Raw genomic sequence first — 21,807 nt, 5'->3', positions numbered from 1 at the left:
CGTCGCCACCTCACGGATTGGATTTGGAGAGTTCGGCGAGGGTCGCCGCCGTCTGCGCCGCCAGCGCCGCATCGACCGCCACCCGCGCCGCCAGGGCCGCGCCCCAGTCGGCCGACAGCCGCCGCGAGGCCTCCGGCAGGGCCTTCCACACGCCGAGCGCACCGGGCAGATCGCCGGCCGCCATCCGCGCCTCGAGGCGCGACAGCTGCGCGGCGAGGCCTTCGCCGGCGATCTCGCCGGCCGGCCGCACCCGCACGATCTGCGCCGCGTGGGCGATCAGCCGATCGACCACGCCGTCGCCGGCCACCCGCGTCTCTTCCGCCTCGGCCATCGCCTTGGTCTGGGCGGGCAGCCGATCGCGCAGCGCCGCGACGCTCGGCACGCCCTTGGCCGCGAAGGGCTCCAGCGCCGCCAGATCGACCTTGCCGGTCCGCTTGACCACGTCGAATTCGCCGGCGAAGGGCCGGCCGGAATCGACCGCCGAGCGCAGATCGGCCAGCGCCACGGCCAGCACCGCCCCGGCCTGGGCCTTGGTCGCCGAGGCCGCACCGGCCTCGACCGCCGCGACCCGGCCGTCGATCGTCCCGATTCGGGACTCGACCTCGCCGGTGCGCTTGCCGAGCGCCTCGGTGGCCGCGCCGCGCGCCGCCTCCGCCGCCTTCTCGGCCGATTCCACTGCCGACAGGCGGCCGATCAGTCCATCCACGTCGGCGCGCAGCCCCTCGAGGCCGCCCAGCCGGGTGCGCACGCCCTCCAGGATCCGGGCGATGTCGGCGCTGCGCCGATCGAGATCGCCCGCCAGACCCTCCTTCAGGACCCGCCCGTCGGCGACCACGCCGTCGAGCCGCTCGCGCGCCTTGTCGAGTGCCGCATCGACCCGCCCGGCCACCGCGTCGAGCGCGGCCTGGGTCGAGCCGTCGGCCGGCAGCGACGCGAGCGCGCCGGCGACCGAATTGCGCGCCGCCTCCAGGCGTTCGTGCAATTCGCGTTCGAGCCCGGTGAGGCGCGCCGCCAGATCGTCGCCGCGCGTCGTCGCCGCCTCGAGGGCCGCGAGCCGCGTCTCCAGGGCCGCCAGACCGGCGGCGGGCGTCGGAGCGGCGGCGAGTTTGCGGTCGAGCTCGGCGAGGCGCGATTCCAGCGCCGCGATCTTGGTCTCGGCGGCGGTCGGACCCTTGGCCTCCGGCGCGGCACGCGGCGCCAGCAGCTGCGATCCGCCGATGCCGATCGCCCCGCCCAGCACCGTGGCCAGCGCGGTGGCCAGCGCCAGCCGGCCGAAGCCCTGGGATCCGCTCGGTTCCGGGCGGCTCGGCGGCGGCAGCAGCGGCGGCACCGGTTCGGCGGCGGGTTGATCGAGACCGGCGTCGGCGCGAATTTCGGGGGACGGTTCGCCGTCACCGCTCGCCGCGAACAGCGGCGCGGTCTCGGCGCCGTCGGCGGGCTCGGCCGGCGTCACCGCCGCGGCCGGGTCGACCTCGCTCGGGGGCGCGACTTCGGGGGTGGCCGTCGGCGTCTCGGGCTCGGCCGGCGCCGTCACGGGCGTCTCCGGCGCCGCCGCGTCCTGCGGCCGGTGGCCGTCCGCCGGTTCCGCTTCGATCTTCGACGCCATGTCCCGTCTCCTGGTCTCTTCGTCCGGTAGGGGCGCTCACGCCGTGGCGTAGTCCCCGAAAGTCGCCATCATCGCCGCCGAATCCGGCGACGCCGCGACCACCACGTCGGTCCATCCGGCCTTGCGGAAGGGCGCGGCGGTCGCTTCGGATATAGCATGGATGCGGAAGGCCGGCGAAGCGGGTGGAAACCCGCAATCCGCGAGCAACCCCAGCAGGATCGCCGCACTGCGCGGCGAATGCACGGCGACCGCGTCGATCGCCCCGGCCTCGAGCGCCCGGCGCGCCTCGTAGGGCAGTTCCTGCGCCGCTTCCGCCCGATAGACCTCGATCACCCCGACCCCGAAACCGTGGGCCGCGAGATCTTCGCGGAAACCGCGGGTACGGTCGCGCCCGGCCACCCACAGCAGCGCCCCGTCGGCGGGATCGAGCCGGTCGCAGACCAATCGCACCAGGGTGTGGCGATCGCCCTCGGCCGAGGCCACGGTGGAGAAACCCGCTGCCCGCGCCGCCTTGGCGGTGCCGGCGCCGACCACCAGCAGCGGCAGGCGGTGAATCTCGCGCCGCCCGGCCAGCGCCTCGACGGCGTGCCGGCTGGTCGACAGCAGCGCCTGGACCCCGTCGAGCGGCAGATGTGCCGGCGGCGTCGCCACCACCTCCATCAGCGGCGCGACGATCGCCTCGTTCCCCAGCCGGACGAGGCGCGCCGCCATGGCGCGTCCCTCCCGTTCCGGCCGCGTCACCAGGATCCGCATCGTCTCGTCCTCACCCTTGGAAGAACCGCGGTCCGCCGCGTTCCTTCAACACCCGACCGGCCTCGCGACCGATCGCCGCGGCCTCGCCGATCGGCCCGGAGCGGGCGATCGCATGGGCCACCGAACCGTCCGGCGTCAGAATCTCGCCGTCGAAGATCACGCTCTCGCCCACGACCCGCGCCCAGCCGGCGATCGGCGTGCGGCACGAGCCGTCGAGCTCGTGCAGGAAGGCCCGTTCGAGCGCCAGCGCCACGCCGGTGTCGCCGTGGTGGATCGACGCCACCAGGGCGCTCGTCGCATCATCGTCGGCGCGGCTCTCGAGGCAGATCGCCCCTTGGCCGACCGCCGGCAGAAATTCTTGCGGTGCGATCGCCGCGGTCACCACGTGCTCGAGCCCGAGCCGCCGCAGGCCCGCCAGTGCCAGCAGCGTCGCATCGACCTCGCCGGCCGCGAGCTTGGCCAGCCGCGACTGGACGTTGCCGCGGAAGGTCACCACCGCGAGATCGGGGCGCGCCCGTTTGACCATCGCCTGGCGCCGCAGCGAAGCGGTGCCGACCACCGCGCCCGGCGGCAACGCCGAAAGGCTCTCGGCGCGCGGCGAGACGAAGGCGTCGCGGACGTCCTCGCGCGGCAGGAAGGCCGAGATGGTCAGACCATCGGGCAGAATCGTCGGCATGTCTTTGGAAGAATGCACCGCGAGATCGATGGTTCCGGCCAGCAGCGCGTCTTCGATCTCTTTGGTGAACAGACCCTTGCCGCCGACCTCCGAAAGGGGGCGATCGAGGATGCGATCGCCCGAGGTCTTGATCACCACGATCTCGAAGTCCTCGGCCGGCCGGCCGCTCGCCGCCACCAGCCGTTCGCGGGTCTCCGTCGCTTGGGCCAGCGCCAGCGCACTGCCGCGCGTCCCGATTCTGACCTTGTCGGCCGACATCTTCGATTGCACGTCGTTCCCGCCCGGTGTTACGGCATGAACCTCGGAAGACGGGGCGCGCGAGCGGCCCCGAGGCTTCCGCCGCCCTGTCTAGAGGAAGTCGAAGCCGGCCGCCACCGATTGCGACCAATGGGGGAGCGCCGAGCGGCCCCCGTGCGAGAAGGACGACGACGTGCGGATCTTGGGAATCGAGACCAGTTGCGACGAGACCGCCGCCGCGGTGGTGCTGCGCGACGCCGAGGGTCGCGGCCGAATCCTCGCCGACGTGGTCCATTCCCAACTCGCCGACCACGCCCCGTTCGGCGGCGTGGTGCCCGAGATCGCCGCCCGCGCCCATGTCGACCTGCTCGACGGCCTGATCGCCCGGGCGCTCGACGAAGCCGGGATCGGATTCGCCGACCTCGACGGCGTCGCCGCCACCGCCGGGCCCGGCCTGATCGGCGGGGTGATCGTCGGATTGATGACCGCCAAGGCGATCGCCGCGGTCCATCGCCTGCCGCTGCTCGCGGTCAATCACCTCGAGGGCCATGCCCTGACGCCGCGCCTCACCGACGCCGTCGCCTATCCCTATCTGCTGCTGCTGATCTCCGGCGGCCACAGCCAGTTCGTCGCGGTCGAGGGCCTGGGGCGCTACCGCCGCCTCGGCACCACCGTCGACGACGCCCTCGGCGAGGCCTTCGACAAGACCGCCAAGCTGCTCGGCCTGAGCTATCCCGGCGGCCCGGCGGTCGAGCGGATGGCCGCGACCGGTGATCCCGCGCGATTCGACCTGCCGCGCCCCCTGATGCGCCGCGACAGCCTCGATTTCTCGTTCTCCGGCCTCAAGACCGCGCTGCGCCTCGCCGCCGAAGCCTGCCAGCCGGTCGACGACCAGACCGTCGCCGATCTCTGCGCCTCGTTCCAGGCGGCGGTCGGCGACGTCGTACGCTTCAAGGCGACGCTGGCGCTGGAGCGCTTCCGCCGCGACACCGGCGAGGCGGTGCCGATCCTGGTCGCCGCCGGCGGCGTCGCCGCCAATCGCGCCGTCGGCCGGGCATTGGCCGAAGCCGCCGCGGCGGTCGGCGGCCGTCTGGTGATCCCGCCGCCCAAACTCTGCACCGACAACGGCGCGATGATCGCCTGGGCCGGCGCCGAGCGCCTCGCTGCGGGACTCGTCGACGGGCTCGAGGTCCAGGCCCGCGCCCGCTGGCCGCTCGACGGCGACGCCGCTCCGAAACTCGGGTCCGGCCAATGGGGAGCCAAGGCATGATCGAAACCTCGCCCCTCGCCCCGATCGAGCGCGTCGCGGTGATCGGCGCCGGTGCCTGGGGCACCGCGCTGGCTCTGGTGGCGCTGCGCGCCGGCCGCAGCGTGACCCTGCTCGCCCGCGACGCCGCCACCGTCGGGGCCTACGCCACCGCCGGCCGCAACCCCCGCCTCGGCGATCTCGCCCTCGACCCCGGCCTCGTCGTCACGCTCGACGCCGACGCGGCACTCGCCGGCGCCGATCTGGTGATCCTGGCGGTGCCGACCCAGGCCACCCGCGCCGCCGCCCGCGCCCACGCCGGCCGCATCGCCGCCGGCGTGCCGGTGGTCGGCGCCGCCAAGGGCCTCGAACACGGCACCCGCGCCCTGGTCACCGAAATCCTCGCCGAAGAGCTCCCCGGAACCCGCGCCGCGATCCTGTCCGGCCCGAGCTTCGCCGCCGACGTCGCCCGCGGATTGCCGACCGCCGTCACCGTCGCCGCTCTCGACGACGCCGTCGCCGAAGGCGTCGCCCGCGCCCTGTCGTCGCCGAGCTTCCGGCCCTACGCCTCCCACGACGTGGTCGGCGTCCAGATCGGCGGGGCGTTGAAGAACGTGTTGGCGATCGCCTCCGGCATCGTCGTCGGCCGCGGCCTCGGCGCCAGCGCTCAAGCCGCGCTGACCGCCCGCGGTTTCGCCGAACTGACCCGCCTCGGTCAGGCGCTCGGCGCCGAAGCCGAGACGCTGATGGGCCTGTCCGGCCTCGGCGATCTCGTGCTCACCGCCACCTCGCCGCAGTCGCGCAACTTCACCCTGGGTCTGGCGCTCGGCGCCGGTGGGCGCATCGCCGACCTGACGGCGACCGGCCGCACGCTGGCCGAGGGCGTCCACACCGCCGCCGTCGCCGTCGACTTCGCCGCCGCCCACGGCGTCGAACTGCCGATCACCGCGGCCGTCGCCGAGGTCGTCGCCGAACGTCTCGGCGTCGATGCGGCGATCGACCGCCTGATGAGCCGCCCGCTCAAACGCGAAACCGCCTGATCCCCCGCGCATCCCGAGGAGACGCCCCCATGCTGTTCGTCGCCGTCTGCCGTGACAAGCCCGACCACCTCGCCGTCCGCACCGCCCATCGCGACGCCCATCGTGCCTGGCTCGCCGGCCTTGGACACACGCTGAAGATCGCCGGCCCGTTCCTCGACGACGCCGGTCACGAAATGATCGGCTCGATGCTGATCCTCGAGGCCGACAGCCTCGAGGCCGCCCGCGCCACCTTCGCCGCCGACCCCTATGCGATCGCCGGCCTGTTCGCCGCGGTCGAGGTGCGGCCGTGGCTGTGGATCTTCGGCAAACCCGCCTGAGGAGGTGTCGATGGCCCATTGGCTCTACAAGTCCGAACCCGGGGTGTGGTCCTGGGACGCCCAGGTCGCCGCCGGCGCGGCCGGGACCTATTGGGACGGCGTGCGCAACCACCTCGCCAATGCCCACATGAAGGCGATGGCGGTCGGCGACCGCGGATTCTTCTATCATTCCAACGAAGGCAAGGCGGTGGTCGGGATCGTCGAGGTCGCCGCCGCCTGGGCGCCGGACCCCGCCGACCCCAAGGGCACCTTCGGCGCGGTGACGCTGCGCGCCGTCGAACCGCTGCCCCGCCCGGTCGGACTGGTCGAGATCAAGGCCGATCTGCGCCTCACCGAGATGGTGCTGGTCAAGAACTCGCGCCTGTCAGTCCAGCCGGTGACCGACGACGAATGGCGGCTGATCTGCGACCTCGGCGGCCTCGCGCCTTGACCCCCGCCCGGGTGTCCGACCCGCGGGCCTTCGTGCTGGCCAACACCCGTCTGCAGAGCCCGCCGCACGTGCCGGAGATCCGCCTGCATCTCGCCGACGAGGCGATGGATCTGTGGCGGCTGACCGAGGAGGACCTCGCCACCCTCGGCCTGCCGCTGCCGTTCTGGGCCTTCGCCTGGGCCGGCGGTCAGGCGCTGGCCCGCTACGTCCTCGATTCCCCCGCGACCGTCGCCGGACGCCGCGTTCTGGTCTTCGCCGCGGGTGCCGGGCTGGAGGCGATCGCCGCCGCCCGCGCCGGCGCCGCATCGATCGTCGCCACCGAGATCGATCCCTTCGCGCTCGCCGCCCTGGCGCTCAACGCCGAGGAGAACGGCGTCGCCTTCACCATTTCCGACCGCGACGTCCTCGCCCGCCCCTTCGTGGATCTGGCGCCCCGTCCCGAAACGGTCCTGCTCGGCGACGTGTTCTTCGAGGAACCGATGGCGACCCGCGTCGCCGCCTTCGCCGCCGACGCCACCGCCCACGGCGCCGACGTACTGATCGGCGACCCCGGCCGGGCCTATCTGCCGACCGACCGGCTCGAACGGCTCGCCGAATATCAGGTGCCGACCACCCGCGCCCTCGAGGATTCCGAGGTCAAGCGCACCCGCGTCTGGCGCTTCCGCGCCTGACGACGCTGCCGCCGCGCCGTTTCGAGCCGTCGCGGTGTGGTCCCGATCTTGCGAAGTCTGAACGAAGGATCACCAAAGCGTCCCAATTCGAGACGAGGGTCGGTCCGGCGTTTCGGAGTGGGTCATGCGGATCGGTCGCACGGAAGCGGTATTCGGCAACGGCCCGACGGCGCTGCGGCGCGCCGGCGGCGGTCGCGTCGAGCCGATCGACCGCTCCGCCTCGCCGCGCCGCGAACTGCCCCGCGAGACTCCGGAAAGCGCCTCCCGCGCCCTGGTGCCGACCGCCGCGCCCGCCGTCCCCGAGAGCCCGGCCGAACGCCTCGCCCGGTACCGGACGCATACGCCGTTCATCGCCCATCTGATCGGCCAGCGCGACGACGCCGAGGCCCTGCGGGTCCGCCGCCGCGCCCCCCCGGCGCTCGCCGCCGCGACCTACGACCGGGCCATGGCCGGCGCCGGTCTGCTGGTGCCCGGCTATTTCGTCGACGCCGCGCTCTGAGGCGCGTCAGTCGCGATCGATCCCGAAGTCGCGCCGCGCCCCGCGGATGGTGATGGTGAAACCACCGATCACGTCGATCGTCGCCACCACCGTCAGGATGAAGAACACCGAGGTCGCCGCCGCACCGACGGTCAGGAACTCGACCAGGTGGACCACGAACACCGCGAAGGACAGCACGTGGTCGACGATCGTCGGCCCGGCGGTACGCGTCGCCTTGACGATCTCGACGAACAGGCAGGCCAGCGCCGCGACGATCAGCACGTCGCCGAGCAGCAGCGTGAAGCGCGCGTCGGAGACCATCGTCACGGTGAACACCGGCTGGACCCACGGGTCGCCCGGCGTCGCGCCGAAGAAGCCGGCGATCACCAGATTGTAGACGAGCAGGGGAGCGAGGGTCAGCGGCAGGCTCAGGAACATCGACGCAACCGTCCGAACGCGAGCCGCGGGCGGGAATCGCCGCGCGTCACCCTTCGATACAATCGAAGCGGGTCGAAATGAAGAAGGGGCCGGCGCATCGCCGACCCCTCCGTTCGTCTTTTCGGCGACCGGACCCCGCAGGATCCGGATCGATCACTCGGCCTTGGGCTCGAGGATCTGGCGGCCGCGATACATGCCGGTCTTCAGATCGACGTGATGCGGACGGCGCAGTTCGCCGGAATCCTTGTCTTCGACGTAGGTCGGGGCCACGAGCGCGTCCGCCGAACGGCGGAACCCGCGCTTCATCGGCGAGGTCTTTCTCTTCGGAACGGCCATCGTTCTCTCCAGGATGCAAGGCACGCCGACCGGGGACGGAACGCACCGAAAGGGACGCGTCACCGTCGACCGACGCCCCGCGGCCCGAACGGCCGGCCGAAGGCGATGGTTTTCGGTGGATGGGCCGGGCTTATACAGAAGCGCGGGCGGCTTGACCAGAGCCTTCGCGCGCTTTTCGCGCCGCCGCCGGTCGATCGTCGCGCGCCCCCCGCGCTTTCGGCTTGGCGGAGGCGCGGATTCGCGTTAACCGACGGGTTCGCCCGCCACGGACCCCGCCCATGACCCCCGACGCCTTCGCCTCCCGCCTCGACAGGGCCGCCGCCGCGATCGAGGCGATGCTCGCCCGGCTGATCGATGCAACCCCGCGCCCCGGCGAGACGCTCCGCCCATCCCGTCTCGTCGCCGCCATGGGCCATGCCACACTGGGCGGCGGCAAGCGCCTCCGGCCGTTCCTGCTGGTCGAGACCGCCAACCTCTTCGGACTTTCCGACGAGGGCGTCCTGCGCGCCGCCTGTGCCGTCGAGATGGTCCATTGCTACAGCCTCGCCCACGACGATCTGCCGGCGATGGACGACGACGACCTGCGCCGCGGCCGCCCGACCGTCCACCGCGCCTTCGACGAGGCGACCGCGATCCTCGCCGGCGACGCCCTGCTGACCCTGGCCTTCGACACGCTGGCCGATCCCGCGACCCACCCGGACGCCGCGGTGCGCGCCGATCTGGTGCTGCGGCTGGCCCGCGCGAGCGGCCTCGGCGGCATGGTCGGCGGTCAGATCCTCGATCTCGGCGCCGAGGGCCGCTGGAGCGACGACCACCGGCCGCTGGCCCTCGACGACGCGGCGATCCGCCGCCTCCAGGCGATGAAGACCGGGGCGCTGCTGCGTTGGCCCCTGGAGGCCGGCGCGGTGCTGGCCGGCGCGTCCCGCGACGACGTCGCACGCCTCGGCCGCTTCGGCGACATCGTCGGCCTCGCCTTCCAGATCGCCGACGACCTGCTCGACGTCGAGGCGACGCCCGAAACCCTCGGCAAGGCCACCGGCAAGGACGCCGGCCGCGGCAAGGGCACCCTGGTCGGCCTGCACGGGGTCGCGGCGATGAAGGCCGAGCTCGCCCGCCTCACCGCGGCGGCGGAAGCCGAACTCGCCCCCTGGGGTCCCCGCGCGGCCGTCCTCCTCGCCGCCGCCCGCTTCGTCGCCGAACGACGGAAGTGACGGCGGGCAGATACGAAGCTCCCGATGATGCCTTCTGCAGAGCATCCCTTACGCACGAATCACGATGGCATTCGCCAACAGATTATTGAATCAACATAACTGATTGTTATAACTTTATGTTTTTCAATTGGCACCTGTGGAAACCGTGTGGATGGCCTTGCGTTATGAGGATTCACACGCGAATCGAGACGTGCTAGCTTTGATTCGCCCTACCAGTCGGGGCAAAGTTGAAAGCTGAAAGAGCGACACGGTGAAATTCTGCCGGCCGTAGCACCGCCCACAAGGCGGGAGTGATTTATGGGGTTCGAGGCAGGCCCCATCTCTTTCAGTTTACTACGGGCACCCCAGCGGGTGCCCGTTTTATCTAGAAATAAGAATAAGTCGTGCTTGCTTTTGTTTATATTGCCGCTCATCGATCCTATGCATCGAAGAGACCCAAATTTGGTGACCGCTTTCGGTCGCCTTCATGGGGATAAAGAACATTTTGGCACCTTCGTGCCTATAAATTGCACCGAAAAAATTTAATTTCTCTGGATCTCTGTAAATATCTCCGTTCATTATTGCGATCGGAAGTAACACTAGATCAAAGCTCGTAATATCTCTATGTTTCAACAATATATGCGCCGCTGTTTTGCCTGACAAATAAACAGCTCCGACCGAACACCCAAATTCCTTTCGAGCACCTTCGTGGATATTACATATCCACAAAGGGTCATTTTTCCCGGAAAGCAGATTCGTGAGCTGGGCGTGTTCAAGCGTCATGCCCGCATGAATACAATCAGCAGTTATCTCGTTGCAAATGGAACATTAATCCCATCCAAGGAAATTCAGACACCCCTGCGCCCGGCGCCCCAGCGCGTCTCGATGTAGTCGGCGACCAGCGCCTTGAACTCGGCGGCGATTGCCGGGCCCTTGAGGGTCACGGTCTTGTGGCCGTCGACGAACACCGGGGCGGACGGCGATTCGCCGGTGCCGGGCAGCGAGATGCCGATGTCGGCGTGTTTGCTCTCGCCGGGGCCGTTGACGATGCAGCCCATCACCGCGACGTTCAGCGCCTCGACCCCGGGATATTTCGCCTTCCACTCCGGCATCGATTCGCGGATCAGCGCCTGGATGTCGTGGGCGAGCTCCTGGAACACCGTCGAGGTGGTCCGGCCGCAGCCGGGACAGGCCGCGACGATCGGCGCGAAGGTTCGGAAGCCCATGGTCTGGAGCAGTTCCTGCGCAGCGATGACCTCCTTGGTGCGGTCGCCGCCGGGCTCGGGGGTCAGCGAATAGCGGATGGTGTCGCCGATCCCCTGCTGCAGCAGCAGCGCCATCGCCGCCGACGAGGCGACCAGTCCCTTCGAGCCCATGCCGGCCTCGGTCAGACCGAGGTGGAGGGCGTAATCCGAGCGCGCGGCGATCTCGCAGGAGACCTTCACCAGATCCTGGATCTGGCTGACCTTGGCCGAGATGACGATGCGGTCGCGCGGCAGCCCGATCTCTTCCGCCGTCTCCGCCGACAGCAGCGCCGAACGCACCATCGCCTCGTGCATCACCGCGCGCGCCGACAGCGGCGCCCCGGCGGCGGCGTTCTCGTCCATCAGCCGGGTCAACAGATCCTGGTCGAGCGAGCCCCAGTTGACGCCGATCCGGACCGGCTTGCCGTGGCGGATCGCCAGTTCGACGATCGCCGCGAACTGCCGATCGCGCTTGTCCTTGAAGCCGACGTTGCCGGGATTGATCCGGTATTTGGCCAGCGCCGCGGCGCACGCCGGATGATCGGCGAGCAGCTTGTGGCCGATGTAGTGGAAGTCGCCGATCAGCGGCACCGTGACGCCCCAGGCGTCGAGCCGGTCGCGGATCTTCGGCACCGCGGCGGCGGCCTCGTCGCGATCGACGGTGATCCGCACCAGTTCCGAGCCGGCGCGGGCCAGATCGCGGACCTGGGCGGCGGTGCCGGCGACGTCGGCGGTATCGGTGTTGGTCATCGACTGCACGACGATCGGTGCGCCGCCGCCGATCCGCACCCCGCCGACGTCGACGGCGACCGAGGCACGGCGGGCGAGCGGGGCGACGAGCGGATACATGAGGGACTCCGGGCGGGAACGGGGGGCAGACGCGGCCGACAGGAATGTCGCCCTCCCGTCGCCGCCGTCAAGAGCCCTGCGCGCCGCGCGCGCACCGATCCCGCCGCCCGGTCTTGCGCCGACCGAACGAGCGGTTAGAGTGCCGCCGAATTTCGCCCTTTCCCCAACGATCCCGAGGAGCCGACGATGGCCGTGGAGAACGTCAAGAAGGTGGTGCTGGCCTACTCCGGTGGCCTCGACACCTCGATCATCCTCAAGTGGCTCCAGGTCACCTATGGCTGCGAAGTGGTGACCTTCACCGCCGATCTCGGCCAGGGTGAAGAGCTCGAGCCGGCGCGCAAGAAGGCCGAGATGCTCGGCATCAAGGAGATCTTCATCGACGATCTCCGCGAGGAGTTCGTGCGCGACTACGTCTTCCCGATGTTCCGCGCCAACGCCGAATACGAAGGCCTCTACCTGCTCGGCACCTCGATCGCCCGGCCGCTGATCGCCAAGCGCCAGATCGAGATAGCCCGCCAAGTCGGCGCCGACGCGGTCTGCCACGGCGCCACCGGCAAGGGCAACGATCAGGTCCGCTTCGAGCTCGGCTACTATGCGCTGGAGCCGGACATCAAGGTCATCGCGCCGTGGCGCGAATGGGACTTCAAGTCGCGCGAGGCGCTGATCGCCTTCGCCGAGCAGCACCAGATCCCGATCTCCAAGGACAAGCGCGGCGAAGCGCCGTTCTCGGTCGACGCCAACCTGCTGCACTCCTCGTCCGAGGGCAAGGTGCTCGAGGATCCGTGGGTCGAGCCGCCGGAATACGTCCACATGCGGACGATCTCACCCAAGGACGCCCCCGACGTCGCCACCGAGATCACCATCGCCTTCGAGAAGGGCGACGCCATCGCCATCGACGGCGTCGAGATGTCGCCGGCGACCCTGCTGACCCGGCTCAACGAGCTCGGCCGCGCCAACGGCATCGGCCGCCTCGACCTGGTCGAGAACCGCTACGTCGGCATGAAGTCGCGCGGCGTCTACGAGACCCCCGGCGGCACCATCCTGCTCCAGGCCCATCGCGGCATCGAGAGCATCACGCTCGACCGCGGCGCCGCCCATCTCAAGGACGAGCTGATGCCGCGCTACGCCGAGCTGATCTACAACGGCTTCTGGTTCTCGCCGGAGCGCGAGATGCTGCAGGCGCTGATCGACAAGAGCCAGGAAGCGGTGCGCGGCGAGGTCCGGCTCGAGCTCTACAAGGGCAACGTCCGGGTCACCGGCCGCCGCTCGCCGTGGTCGCTCTACGACCAGGAGCTGGTGACCTTCGAAGAAGGCAAGGTCGCCTACGACCAGCGCGACGCCGCCGGCTTCATCAAGCTCAACGCCCTGCGCCTGCGCAGCCTGGGACGGCGGAAGAATCGCCTGGGGGCGTGAGCGCTCGCGCTTTGCGACGAGATGCCAGGGCGGCGGCTCCCGACGGGGCCGCCGCCCTTTCCGTGTCGGCTCACACCCGCGCCTTCGGCCACCACAGACCGAGGAGATGGGTCGCGAAGGCGATGGTCAGCATCGCCGGGAAGATCGTGCCCAGTGCGTTGACCGGATCGACGAAGGCCGTCGCCGCCAGACCGCCGACGAAACCCGCCCCCATCTGGATGAAGCCGAGCAGCGCCGAGGCCGAACCGGCGGTCTCGGCGAAGGGGGCGAGCGCCCGCGTCGTCAGATCCGGCATGATCGCCGCCGCCGCGAAGGCGAAGATGCCGATCGGGATCATCACCGTGGCATAGGTCGGGGTGATCCCGTGGCCGAGCGCCGCCGTCGCCAGCGCCCCGAGGAGGCCGAAGATCAGCCCCGGCAGCACCAGCCGTTCGGCTCCCCACACCGCCATCAGCCGGCGGGTCACCAAGCCGCCGAGGGTGTAGGACCCGGTCTGGGCCAACATGCCGAAGCCGAAATGGGTCGGCGTCAGGCCGACCCGGTCGATCAGCACGAAGGGCAGGATGGTGCCGAGCGCATAGAACACGCCGATCGCCGTGCCCATGGTCACCGCCGGCACGATGAAGCGCCGGTCGACGATCAACTGCCCGTAGGTCGCCAGCACCCGCCCCGGCCGCGCCCGCGCCGGATCGCGCGACAGGTTGGTCTCCGGCATGGCGAAACCGACCATCGCCATCGCCGCCAGCCCCACCGCCGCCATCACCACGAAGATCGCGTGCCAGCCCGAGAGATCGAGCACGATGCCGCCGATCGTCGGCGCCACCGCCGGACCGATCGCCAGCATGATGCCGATGGCGTTCATCACCTGCGCCGACTGCTGGCCGACGAACAGGTCGCGCACCACCGCGCGCGCCACCGCCACCCCGACCGCCGCGCCGATGCCCTGGAGCAGCCGCGCCGCGATCAGCACTTCGATCGAGCTCGCCAGCATCGCCACGACGCTGCCGGCGACGTAGAGCACCAGGAACAGTCCGGCGATCGGCCGGCGGCCGTAGCCGTCCGACAGCGGGCCGCACACCAGTTGCGCCAGCGCGAAACCGGCGAAATAGGCGGTCAGCGTCGATTTGACCATCGCCATCGAGGTGCCGAAGGCCAGGACCAGCGCCGGCATCGCCGGGGTGTAGATCGCCATCGACACCGAGCCCAGCGCGATCAGCAGGCCGCCGATCACCGTGGTCCGGCCGGCCGACATCGTCACGGGAATGACGCTCATGCCGCATGCCCCCGCGCCGCGGGACTCGTCGCCAGATTGGCCCGCACCCGATGGAGCAGGCTCGACAAGGCCGCCACCTCCTGGGCGTCGAGATCCGCGGCCATCGCCGCCCGCACCCGCGCGGCGATCGTGCCGATCGTCGCGGCGACCGAAAGCCCGGCTTCGGTCGCCCGCACGATCTTGGCGCGGCGATCGTCGGCGTCGGGCCGGCGCTCGACCAGACCGCGGGCTTCCAGCCGGTCGAGATGGCCGACCAGGGTCATCGGCTCGATGTGCAGCCGCTCGGCCAGCCGCGACTGACGCGAGCCGCCGCCGTCGCAGCGCTCGACCAGGGTGATCAACACCCGCGCCTCGCCGGAGGTGAAGTCCAGACCGGCGTCGCGGAAGGCCGCCTCCAGACGTCGCCAGAACAGGCGGGCGACGTCGGAGACGAGAATGCCGAGCGTATCCTCGGCCCGATCGGGGGGGATCATGGCAACTCCGAATTCAAAAGGATGCCTTATGATAAGGTCGCCTTACGATTCGACAAGGGTCGGGGCGACGAAAAGCGGCCGCGTCACCGTCATCGCCGCGTCACCGAACCGACGCATCGATCGGGTCGCCGCCGGAGCGGTGCCTCTCGCGCTTGCGAAAAACCCCTGAAAAGGTTAGAGACGGCGCCAATCCGTGAAAGACGACCGATCACACACGACGCGGGCGGCGCGTTGAGCGCGCGACCCCGTAACCGGCAGGCATTTCCATGAAGATCCGCAACATCGCCATCATCGCCCACGTCGACCACGGCAAGACGACTCTGGTCGACGAGCTCCTGAAGCAGTCCGGCACCTATCGCGAGAACCAGAAGGTCGCCGAACGCGTGATGGATTCCAACGAGTTGGAAAAAGAACGCGGCATCACCATTCTGGCCAAGGCGACGTCGATCGTGTGGAAGGACACCCACATCAACATCGTCGACACGCCCGGCCACGCCGACTTCGGCGGCGAGGTGGAGCGCATCCTCAACATGGTGGACGGCGCCATCGTGCTGGTCGACGCCGCCGAGGGCCCGATGCCCCAGACCAAGTTCGTGGTCGGCAAGGCGCTGAAGGTCGGTCTCCGCCCGATCGTGGCGATCAACAAGGTCGATCGCCACGACGCCCGCGCCCAGGACGTCGTCAACGAGGTGTTCGACCTGTTCGCCGCCCTCGACGCGACCGAAGACCAGCTCGACTTCCCGATCCTCTACGGCTCGGGCCGCAACGGCTGGATGGCCCATTCGCCCGAAGGCCCCGACACCGACGGCATGAAGCCGCTGCTCGACCTGGTGCTCCAGCACGTCCCCGAGCCGCACGTCGAGGAAGGGCCGTTCCGCATGATCGGCACCATCCTCGAGGCCAACCCCTTCCTCGGCCGCATCATCACCGGTCGCATCTCGTCCGGCACGATCAAGCCGAACCAGACCATCAAGGTGCTGCACCACGACGGCACCGTGCTGGAAACCGGCCGCATCTCCAAGATCCTGGCCTTCCGCGGCCTGGAGCGTCAGCCGATCGACCTCGGCGAGGCGGGCGACATCGTCGCCATCGCCGGCCTGCAGAAGGGCACCGTCGCCGACACCTTCTGCGACCTGTCGGTCACCGAACCGATGCACGCTCAGCCGATCGACCCGCCGACCGTCACCATGTCGTTCCTGGTCAACGACAGCCCGCTCGCCGGCACCGAAGGCGACAAGGTGACCAGCCGTGTCATCCGCGACCGCCTGCTCAAGGAAGCCGAGGGCAACGTCGCGCTGAAGATCGAGGAATCGGTCGACAAGGATTCGTTCTACGTCTCCGGCCGCGGCGAACTCCAGCTCGCCGTGCTGATCGAGACCATGCGCCGCGAGGGCTTCGAACTGGCGGTGTCGCGGCCGCGCGTGGTGATGCAGAAGGACGAGGCGACCGGCGAGACGCTCGAGCCGATCGAAGAAGTGGTCATCGACGTCGACGAGGAGTTCTCCGGCGTCGTCGTGCAGAAGATGAGCGAGCGCAAGGCCGACATGGTCGAGATGCGGCCCTCGGGCGGCAATCGTCTGCGGCTGATCTTCTACGCACCGACCCGCGGCCTGATCGGCTACCAGTCGGAACTGCTCACCGACACCCGCGGCACGGCGATCATGAACCGCCTGTTCCACGAATACGCCCCCCACAAGGGCGAGATCGCCGGCCGCCGCAACGGCGTGCTGATCTCCAACGACGCCGGCGAGTCCGTCGCCTACGCCATGTGGAAGCTGGAAGATCGCGGCCCGATGATGATCGAGCCCGGCACCAAGGTCTACCGCGGCATGATCATCGGCGAGCACACCCGCGAGAACGATCTCGAGATCAACGTGCTCAAGGGCAAGCAGCTGACCAACATCCGCGCCGCCGGCAAGGACGAGGCGGTGAAGCTGACCCCGCCGATCCGCATGACCCTCGATCGGGCGCTGGCCTGGATCCAGGACGACGAGCTGATGGAAGTCACGCCCAAGTCGATCCGCCTGCGCAAGTCCATGCTCGATCCCAACGAGCGCAAGCGCATCGCCAAGACCGGCTACTGAGCCGCACGGCAGCCATTCCCGACGGCCGGACCTCGCGCGATCGAGGCCCGGCCGTCGGCGTTTCGGGCGCCGCGTCGCGGCCCCGTGCGAACCCGCGATCCGGAAACTACTTATTGCGAGTGAGTGGCAATGTCCCTATTCACGGATCAGAGCCCTCGTGTCCCGGAGCCGCCCCTTGTCGTCCTCGTCGCTTACCCTCGCCGACCCGGCCGAGCCCGATCGGCTCGGCGCCTGCCCGCGCGGCTGGTCCGGTTGGGTCACCGGCTACGAGGCGACCGACGCGCTGTCGATCCCCTGGAACGAGTTGGAGCGACGTCTGCTCGAGATGGGCTTCGTCGAAGGGGCGCGGCTGGAGGTCCTCCAGGAGGGTCCGATCGCCCGCGATCCGATCGCCGTGCGGGTCGACGACCTCACCGTGGCGGTGCGACGCCGCGACGCCGCGGTGATCCGCGTCAGCGCCGCGGAATGAGCCGATGAACGTCGCAGCCCCCGATCTCGCCCCCGAAACCGCCACGCCCTTCGTGCTCGACAGCGCCCCCGAGATCGCCCTGGTCGGCTGCCCCAACTCCGGCAAGACCGCGCTGTTCAACGTCCTGACCGGCGCCCGCCAGAAGGTCGCCAACTACGCCGGCGTGACCGTCGAGCGCAAGGAGGGCGCCTTCGTCACGCCCGCCGGACGTTCGGTGAAGATCCTCGACCTGCCCGGCACCTACTCCTTGCGCGGCCGCAGCCCCGACGAGGCGGTGACCCGCGACGTGGTGCTCGGTCGCCTCGACGGCGAGGCCATCCCCGATGCGGTGATCTGCGTCGCCGACGCCACCAACCTGCGCCTGGTGCTGCGGCTGGTGTTGGAACTGAAGTCGGTCGGTCGGCCGATGATCCTCGCCCTCAACATGGTCGACATCGTCGAGCGCCTCGGTGGTCGCGTCGATCCCGAGCGCCTGTCCCAGGAACTGGGGATCCCGGTGGTCACCACCGTGGCGGTGCGCAAGGGCGGCGCCGACGATCTGATCGCCGCCGTCGACCGCCTCGACTTCGGCCGCCGCGTCGACGTGCACGGCTGGAGCGAGCCGACCGGCGACGAGATCCGCGCCGCCCATGCCGAAGCGGCGCGCATCCTCCAGGCCTGCGCCTTCCATCCCGGCGACGAGAAACTCACCCGCCGCCTCGACCGCGTGCTGCTGCATCCGGTCGCCGGCCTCGCCATCCTGTTCGCGATCCTGTTCCTGGTGTTCCAGGCGGTGTTCACCTGGGCCGCCCCGGCGATGGACCTGATCAAGGCCGGCGCCGGTCTGGTCGGCGACACCCTGCGCATCGCCCTGCCCGACGGCATCCTGCGCAGCCTGCTGGTCGACGGCGTGGTCGCCGGGGTCGGCAGCGTCCTGGTGTTCCTGCCGCAGATCCTGATCCTGTTCCTGTTCATCATCCTGCTCGAGGACTTCGGCTACATGGCCCGGGCGGCGTTCCTGATGGATCGCCTGATGGCCGGCACCGGCCTGCACGGCCGCGCCTTCATTCCCCTCCTGTCGAGCTTCGCCTGCGCCATTCCCGGCGTGATGGCCGCCCGCGTCATCGAGAACCGCCGCGATCGGCTGGCGACCATCCTGGTGGCGCCCCTGATGACCTGCTCGGCGCGCCTGCCGGTCTACACCCTGGTGATCTCGGCCTTCGTGCCCGATCGCACGGTGCTCGGCGGGATGGGCCTGCAGGGCCTCGTGATGTTCGCGCTGTTTTCCGCCGGCATCGGCTCGGCGCTGGTCGTCGCCTTCGTGCTCAAGAAGCTGGTGTGGCGCGAGGCGCCGGAACCCTTCCTGATGGAGCTGCCCGACTACAAGTGGCCACGTCCGTGGAACGTCGCGCTCGGCCTGTGGCAGCGCGCCGAGGTGTTCCTGCGCCGCGCCGGCACCATCATCCTCGCCCTGATGGTCCTGATCTGGTTCCTGTCGTCCTGGCCGGCCCCGCCCGAGGGCGCCGTCGGCCCGGCCATCGACTGGTCGATCGCCGGCCGCGTCGGCCACTGGCTGACCCCGCTGTTCGCGCCGATCGGCTTCAACTGGCAGATCGTCGTGGCGCTGATCCCCGGCATGGCGGCGCGCGAAGTCGCGGTCGGGGCGCTCGCCACGGTCTATGCCCTGTCGGCCACCGGCGAGGAGGTCGGTCAGGCGCTGCAGCCGATCCTCGCCGCCGAATGGTCGCTGCCGACCGCCCTGTCGCTGCTCGCCTGGTTCGTGTTCGCGCCGCAATGCGCCTCGACGCTCGCCGTGGTCAAGCGCGAGACCAATTCTTGGGCATGGCCGGCGGTGATGTTCGGCTACATGGCGACGCTGGCCTATCTCGCCGCCTTCCTGACCTTCCACATCGCCACCTGGGCGCTGACATGATCGAGAAGCTGATCGTCGCGGCGATCGTCGCCGCCGCCGTCCTCTGGCTCGCCCGCCGCTGGTGGCCGTCGCTTGCCTGCGGCCGCCGAACCGATGCGGCCGCCACGCCCGGCAAGCCCGGCACGACCTGCGGCAAACCCGGCTGCGGCGGCTGTCACTGACAGCGCCAGTGAGGTCCCGCTCACGCCGAAGTCGCGAAGCGCGGGTGCAGACGGCCGACGATCGGCGCGATCCGCGTCGGGGCGCGACCGAGGCCGCCGCCGGCGGTCGCCGGGGCGAGGTCGTAGGTCTCTTCGGTGACGTAGGGTCCGCCGCCGCGCGAGGCCTTGGACGAGAACAGCACGAAACGGTCGGCGGTGAAGGTGACCCCGGCGAAGCCGCCGCGCAGCGCCAGCCATTGCGCCACGCCCTCGTGCGAGGCCGCCTTGCAGCGGGCGATGGTGACGTGGGGGGTGAAGCGGCGCGGTTCGGCCGGCAGGCCGAGGCGCTGGCAGATCCGCTCGTGCTCGGCCTGGAGCTCGCTCAGCGCCGCCGACGCCGCCACCTTGGCCACCAGCGAATGGGGCTGGCGCCCGCCGAACACCGTCACCCCTTCGATCCGCACGTCGAACCGCTGCCGGCGGACCCGCGCCAGCTCCTGGGCGACCTCGTCGGCGGTGCGTTGGTCGACGTCGCCGATGAAGCGCAAGGTGACGTGGTAGTTCTCGGGGTCGATCCACTTGGCGCCGATCAGGCCGCCGCGCAGGAAGGACAGGGAGAGACCGAGACTTTCGGGGACTTCGAGACCGGTGAAGAGGCGCGGCATCGTCGGGTCCTCCGGTCTCGTCCCGGACGGCCGGAAGGTCCCGGCCCTCGAGGGCGCGGTCACCGCGGTCGAATCGCTCGCCGCGATGCACCATGGGGAAAAGGTACGCGAGCCCGCCGCGACATCAAGACCGGGACGGCGCGCGCGACCGCTCCGCCGCCCGGGCGGGCCGAAATGTCACAGGTCGAAGCGGGCGATCACCGGCACGTGGTCGGACGGCCGCTCCCAGCCGCGCGCGGCGCGCAGCACCTCGACCCCGATGAGCCGGCCGTCGAGATCCGGGCTCGCCCAGACGTGATCGAGGCGGCGCCCCTTGTCGGCCGCCGCCCAGTCGGCCGCCCGGTAGCTCCACCACGTGTAGAGCTTCTCCGGCTCCGGCACGAAGCGGCGCATCACGTCGATCCAGCCGCCGCCGCGGCGGATCGCCTCGAAGGCCGCGGTCTCGATCGGCGTGTGCGACACCACCTTGAGCAGCGCCTTGTGCGACCACACGTCGTCGGCGAGCGGCGCGATGTTGAGATCGCCGACCACCACCGACGGCATCGTCGCCGGGGTGGTGCCGAGCCAGGCCTCGAGCTCGGCGAGGAAGGCCAGCTTGTGGGCGAACTTGTCGTTGATCACCGGATCGGGCTCGTCGCCGCCGGCCGGGATGTAGAAGTCGTGCAGCTGCAGCGGGCCGACCGCGGTGTCGAGGACCACCGCGAGATGGCGGGCGTCGCCCTTCTCGCAGAAGTCGCGTTTGTCGACCGCCGTGAACGGCCGTTTCGAGACGATCGCCACCCCGTGGTAGCCCTTCTGGCCGTTGATCGCCACGTGGTCGTAGCCGAGCCGGTGGAAGGCGCCGGTCGGGAAACTGCCGTCCGGGCACTTGGTCTCCTGCAGGCACAGCACGTCGGGCTGCGTCGTCTCCAGGAAATGCTCGACCAGCGGCAGGCGCAGCCGCACCGAATTGATGTTCCAGGTGGCGATGGCGATCGACATGGCGGACCCTGCGCGAGCCGGGACCGCCCCCCGCGGAGTGGCCGACGCCGGCCCTGGCCGGAGCGGCGAACCCGGCGGGTCGAGCCAGTCCCTAGCGGATGATGGTGCGGTCGATCTTGAACAGCTTTTCGTCGACCGGTTGATTCGGCGTGACGTTGTAGACCGCCACGGTCGTATCGTAGCCCTGGGCGTCGGTCACCGTCCACTGCCGGAGTTCCGACGACTTGCGGTCGAACACCATCGTCAGCTTGCCGTCGCCGAACACCGTGTTCTGCTCCAGCACCACCGAGATCAGATCGGGCTCGAGCGACACCTTGGTGACGTTGGCCTCCGAGGTCAGGTCGATCTGATCGGCGAGCAGGAAGCGCAAGGGCGTCTTGCCGAGCGGATAGAGATCCTTGGTCTGGTTCTTGATGTCGCGCACCACCACGTCGATGCCGTCGGCGACGATGTCGAGGTTGGAGGGCTTGGCGTAGATGAAGCGGATCTTGCCCGGCCGGGCCATGTGGAATTCGCCGTCGGCGGTTTCGCCGTCCGGTCCGAACTGCACGAAGGCGCCGCTCATCGTCCGCACCGAGTTGAAGTAGCGGTTGATCGCCGACAGCGCCTCGCGCTGGGCCGGAGCGAGCCCGCCGGGCTTGACGCCGGCGTTCTGCATCACCATCGGCGCCTTGGGCGAGGCGGTGGCGGCCGGCGACGGCGAGGGTGTCGGGGTCGGCGGCGCGGCGAAGGCCAGCGACGCGGCGACCGCCACGGCGCCAAAGGAACCGAGGCGGGCGAGCAGAACGAACGGCGACGAACGGAGCGGCATCGAGGAAACCTTCGCGAGGACGGACGCGGAATCGGACGGGCCGGAGGGCGAACCGGCGGGGGGATCGACCACCAC

The 21,807-nt window shown here is 70.2% G+C and carries 23 protein-coding genes; 12 read left to right on the top strand and 11 right to left on the bottom strand.

Annotated features, from left to right (window positions below; translation table 11 throughout):
• Positions 1-10 precede the first annotated feature (10 nt).
• Genes EYW49_RS14550 through hemC form a run of 3 tightly spaced genes read right to left on the bottom strand, consistent with a single transcriptional unit; the run spans position 11 to position 3,293 of the window.
• Positions 11-1,606, bottom strand: a complete 1,596-nt coding sequence (locus EYW49_RS14550; RefSeq protein WP_131310315.1) for a COG4223 family protein — start codon at positions 1,604-1,606, stop codon at positions 11-13.
• Between the two features lie 36 nt (positions 1,607-1,642).
• Positions 1,643-2,317, bottom strand: a complete 675-nt coding sequence (locus EYW49_RS14545; RefSeq protein ID WP_206365476.1) for a uroporphyrinogen-III synthase — start codon at positions 2,315-2,317, stop codon at positions 1,643-1,645.
• Positions 2,318-2,369: 52 nt separating this feature from the next.
• Positions 2,370-3,293, bottom strand: coding sequence for a hydroxymethylbilane synthase (gene hemC, locus EYW49_RS14540; RefSeq protein ID WP_131310325.1), 924 nt, complete (start codon positions 3,291-3,293; stop codon positions 2,370-2,372).
• A gap of 172 nt (positions 3,294-3,465) precedes the next feature.
• Here hemC and tsaD point away from each other — a divergent pair, with 172 nt between their 5' ends.
• The 6 genes from tsaD (at position 3,466) to EYW49_RS14510 (ending at position 7,475) form a co-directional block, all read left to right on the top strand.
• A complete protein-coding gene (gene tsaD / locus EYW49_RS14535; protein ID WP_131310313.1) occupies positions 3,466-4,542 on the top strand; it encodes a tRNA (adenosine(37)-N6)-threonylcarbamoyltransferase complex transferase subunit TsaD in 1,077 nt (358 codons plus the stop codon).
• Positions 4,539-5,558, top strand: a complete 1,020-nt coding sequence (locus EYW49_RS14530; RefSeq protein ID WP_131310312.1) for an NAD(P)H-dependent glycerol-3-phosphate dehydrogenase — start codon at positions 4,539-4,541, stop codon at positions 5,556-5,558. Before tsaD ends, EYW49_RS14530 begins: the two co-directional genes overlap by 4 nt.
• A 29-nt stretch (positions 5,559-5,587) precedes the next feature.
• Positions 5,588-5,875 carry a YciI family protein gene (locus EYW49_RS14525; RefSeq protein ID WP_131310311.1) on the top strand — a complete coding sequence of 96 codons (288 nt, stop codon included), beginning with the start codon at positions 5,588-5,590 and terminating at the stop codon, positions 5,873-5,875.
• A 10-nt stretch (positions 5,876-5,885) separates the two neighbouring features.
• Entirely contained in the window at positions 5,886-6,305 is a 420-nt protein-coding gene (locus EYW49_RS14520) for an EVE domain-containing protein (protein ID WP_131310310.1), read from the top strand.
• The gene (locus tag EYW49_RS14515) at positions 6,302-6,976 is read left to right on the top strand and encodes a class I SAM-dependent methyltransferase (RefSeq protein WP_228259616.1); all 675 of its coding nucleotides are present in this window, start codon (positions 6,302-6,304) and stop codon (positions 6,974-6,976) included. Before EYW49_RS14520 ends, EYW49_RS14515 begins: the two co-directional genes overlap by 4 nt.
• Before the next feature lie 124 nt (positions 6,977-7,100).
• Positions 7,101-7,475 carry a hypothetical protein gene (locus EYW49_RS14510; protein WP_131310308.1) on the top strand — a complete coding sequence of 125 codons (375 nt, stop codon included), beginning with the start codon at positions 7,101-7,103 and terminating at the stop codon, positions 7,473-7,475.
• Positions 7,476-7,481: 6 nt separating this feature from the next.
• Here EYW49_RS14510 and EYW49_RS14505 read toward each other — a convergent pair whose 3' ends face one another.
• Positions 7,482-7,892 (bottom strand): hypothetical protein, encoded by a 411-nt coding sequence (locus EYW49_RS14505; RefSeq protein WP_131310307.1) that lies wholly within the window; start codon positions 7,890-7,892, stop codon positions 7,482-7,484.
• A 153-nt stretch (positions 7,893-8,045) separates the two neighbouring features.
• Entirely contained in the window at positions 8,046-8,228 is a 183-nt protein-coding gene (gene rpmF, locus EYW49_RS14500) for a 50S ribosomal protein L32 (protein ID WP_131310306.1), read from the bottom strand.
• Positions 8,229-8,506: 278 nt separating this feature from the next.
• Here rpmF and EYW49_RS14495 point away from each other — a divergent pair, with 278 nt between their 5' ends.
• A complete protein-coding gene (locus tag EYW49_RS14495) occupies positions 8,507-9,439 on the top strand; it encodes a polyprenyl synthetase family protein (protein WP_131310305.1) in 933 nt (310 codons plus the stop codon).
• An 827-nt stretch (positions 9,440-10,266) separates the two neighbouring features.
• On the opposite strand, the gene ispG is transcribed toward EYW49_RS14495, so the two are convergent.
• Entirely contained in the window at positions 10,267-11,511 is a 1,245-nt protein-coding gene (gene ispG, locus EYW49_RS14490) for a flavodoxin-dependent (E)-4-hydroxy-3-methylbut-2-enyl-diphosphate synthase (protein WP_131310304.1), read from the bottom strand.
• 186 nt (positions 11,512-11,697) lie between these two features.
• On the opposite strand from ispG, the gene EYW49_RS14485 reads away from it, so the two are divergent.
• On the top strand, positions 11,698-12,924 hold the full coding sequence (locus EYW49_RS14485; RefSeq protein WP_131310303.1) for an argininosuccinate synthase: 1,227 nt from the start codon (positions 11,698-11,700) through the stop codon (positions 12,922-12,924).
• A gap of 70 nt (positions 12,925-12,994) precedes the next feature.
• On the opposite strand, the gene EYW49_RS14480 is transcribed toward EYW49_RS14485, so the two are convergent.
• Positions 12,995-14,197 carry a multidrug effflux MFS transporter gene (locus tag EYW49_RS14480; RefSeq protein WP_131310302.1) on the bottom strand — a complete coding sequence of 401 codons (1,203 nt, stop codon included), beginning with the start codon at positions 14,195-14,197 and terminating at the stop codon, positions 12,995-12,997.
• Entirely contained in the window at positions 14,194-14,670 is a 477-nt protein-coding gene (locus EYW49_RS14475) for a MarR family winged helix-turn-helix transcriptional regulator (protein ID WP_131310301.1), read from the bottom strand. The genes EYW49_RS14480 and EYW49_RS14475 overlap by 4 nt, the downstream gene beginning before the upstream one ends.
• Positions 14,671-14,936: 266 nt before the next feature.
• Here EYW49_RS14475 and typA point away from each other — a divergent pair, with 266 nt between their 5' ends.
• From typA to EYW49_RS23020, 4 genes are all read left to right on the top strand, one after another.
• Positions 14,937-16,754, top strand: coding sequence for a translational GTPase TypA (typA, locus tag EYW49_RS14470; RefSeq protein ID WP_131310300.1), 1,818 nt, complete (start codon positions 14,937-14,939; stop codon positions 16,752-16,754).
• A gap of 175 nt (positions 16,755-16,929) precedes the next feature.
• The gene (locus EYW49_RS14465) at positions 16,930-17,223 is read left to right on the top strand and encodes a FeoA family protein (protein ID WP_131310299.1); all 294 of its coding nucleotides are present in this window, start codon (positions 16,930-16,932) and stop codon (positions 17,221-17,223) included.
• A 4-nt stretch (positions 17,224-17,227) separates the two neighbouring features.
• A complete protein-coding gene (gene feoB / locus EYW49_RS14460) occupies positions 17,228-19,135 on the top strand; it encodes a ferrous iron transporter B (RefSeq protein ID WP_131310298.1) in 1,908 nt (635 codons plus the stop codon).
• Positions 19,132-19,296 carry a hypothetical protein gene (locus EYW49_RS23020; protein ID WP_165498265.1) on the top strand — a complete coding sequence of 55 codons (165 nt, stop codon included), beginning with the start codon at positions 19,132-19,134 and terminating at the stop codon, positions 19,294-19,296. The genes feoB and EYW49_RS23020 overlap by 4 nt, the downstream gene beginning before the upstream one ends.
• Positions 19,297-19,316: 20 nt before the next feature.
• Here the strand turns inward: EYW49_RS23020 and thpR are convergent, their stop codons facing one another.
• From thpR to EYW49_RS14445, 3 genes are all read right to left on the bottom strand, one after another.
• A complete protein-coding gene (gene thpR / locus EYW49_RS14455; RefSeq protein WP_131310297.1) occupies positions 19,317-19,940 on the bottom strand; it encodes an RNA 2',3'-cyclic phosphodiesterase in 624 nt (207 codons plus the stop codon).
• A 177-nt stretch (positions 19,941-20,117) separates the two neighbouring features.
• Entirely contained in the window at positions 20,118-20,921 is an 804-nt protein-coding gene (locus tag EYW49_RS14450; RefSeq protein WP_131310296.1) for an exodeoxyribonuclease III, read from the bottom strand.
• 91 nt (positions 20,922-21,012) lie between these two features.
• Positions 21,013-21,732, bottom strand: a complete 720-nt coding sequence (locus EYW49_RS14445) for an outer-membrane lipoprotein carrier protein LolA (protein WP_131310295.1) — start codon at positions 21,730-21,732, stop codon at positions 21,013-21,015.
• Between the last annotated feature and the right edge of the window lie 75 nt (positions 21,733-21,807).

Origin of the sequence: Siculibacillus lacustris (assembly GCF_004328075.1) — a bacterium.
Lineage (GTDB): Bacteria > Pseudomonadota > Alphaproteobacteria > Rhizobiales > Ancalomicrobiaceae > Siculibacillus > Siculibacillus lacustris.
Note: the sequence above shows the minus strand (reverse complement) of the source record. Positions and strands in the feature narration are given on the sequence as shown.

What these genes read in the sequence shown, in the direction of transcription:
- EYW49_RS14550 (WP_131310315.1), bottom strand. Translation starts at nt 1,606, where the DNA reads ATGGCGTCGAAGATCGAAGCGGAACCGGCGGACGGCCACCGGCCGCAG.
- EYW49_RS14545 (WP_206365476.1), bottom strand. Translation starts at nt 2,317, where the DNA reads ATGGCGGCGCGCCTCGTCCGGCTGGGGAACGAGGCGATCGTCGCGCCG.
- hemC (WP_131310325.1), bottom strand. Translation starts at nt 3,293, where the DNA reads ATGTCGGCCGACAAGGTCAGAATCGGGACGCGCGGCAGTGCGCTGGCG.
- EYW49_RS14530 (WP_131310312.1), top strand. Translation starts at nt 4,539, where the DNA reads ATGATCGAAACCTCGCCCCTCGCCCCGATCGAGCGCGTCGCGGTGATC.
- EYW49_RS14525 (WP_131310311.1), top strand. Translation starts at nt 5,588, where the DNA reads ATGCTGTTCGTCGCCGTCTGCCGTGACAAGCCCGACCACCTCGCCGTC.
- EYW49_RS14520 (WP_131310310.1), top strand. Translation starts at nt 5,886, where the DNA reads ATGGCCCATTGGCTCTACAAGTCCGAACCCGGGGTGTGGTCCTGGGAC.
- EYW49_RS14510 (WP_131310308.1), top strand. Translation starts at nt 7,101, where the DNA reads ATGCGGATCGGTCGCACGGAAGCGGTATTCGGCAACGGCCCGACGGCG.
- EYW49_RS14505 (WP_131310307.1), bottom strand. Translation starts at nt 7,892, where the DNA reads ATGTTCCTGAGCCTGCCGCTGACCCTCGCTCCCCTGCTCGTCTACAAT.
- rpmF (WP_131310306.1), bottom strand. Translation starts at nt 8,228, where the DNA reads ATGGCCGTTCCGAAGAGAAAGACCTCGCCGATGAAGCGCGGGTTCCGC.
- EYW49_RS14495 (WP_131310305.1), top strand. Translation starts at nt 8,507, where the DNA reads ATGACCCCCGACGCCTTCGCCTCCCGCCTCGACAGGGCCGCCGCCGCG.
- ispG (WP_131310304.1), bottom strand. Translation starts at nt 11,511, where the DNA reads ATGTATCCGCTCGTCGCCCCGCTCGCCCGCCGTGCCTCGGTCGCCGTC.
- EYW49_RS14485 (WP_131310303.1), top strand. Translation starts at nt 11,698, where the DNA reads ATGGCCGTGGAGAACGTCAAGAAGGTGGTGCTGGCCTACTCCGGTGGC.
- EYW49_RS14480 (WP_131310302.1), bottom strand. Translation starts at nt 14,197, where the DNA reads ATGAGCGTCATTCCCGTGACGATGTCGGCCGGCCGGACCACGGTGATC.
- EYW49_RS14475 (WP_131310301.1), bottom strand. Translation starts at nt 14,670, where the DNA reads ATGATCCCCCCCGATCGGGCCGAGGATACGCTCGGCATTCTCGTCTCC.
- typA (WP_131310300.1), top strand. Translation starts at nt 14,937, where the DNA reads ATGAAGATCCGCAACATCGCCATCATCGCCCACGTCGACCACGGCAAG.
- feoB (WP_131310298.1), top strand. Translation starts at nt 17,228, where the DNA reads ATGAACGTCGCAGCCCCCGATCTCGCCCCCGAAACCGCCACGCCCTTC.
- EYW49_RS23020 (WP_165498265.1), top strand. Translation starts at nt 19,132, where the DNA reads ATGATCGAGAAGCTGATCGTCGCGGCGATCGTCGCCGCCGCCGTCCTC.
- thpR (WP_131310297.1), bottom strand. Translation starts at nt 19,940, where the DNA reads ATGCCGCGCCTCTTCACCGGTCTCGAAGTCCCCGAAAGTCTCGGTCTC.
- EYW49_RS14450 (WP_131310296.1), bottom strand. Translation starts at nt 20,921, where the DNA reads ATGTCGATCGCCATCGCCACCTGGAACATCAATTCGGTGCGGCTGCGC.
- EYW49_RS14445 (WP_131310295.1), bottom strand. Translation starts at nt 21,732, where the DNA reads ATGCCGCTCCGTTCGTCGCCGTTCGTTCTGCTCGCCCGCCTCGGTTCC.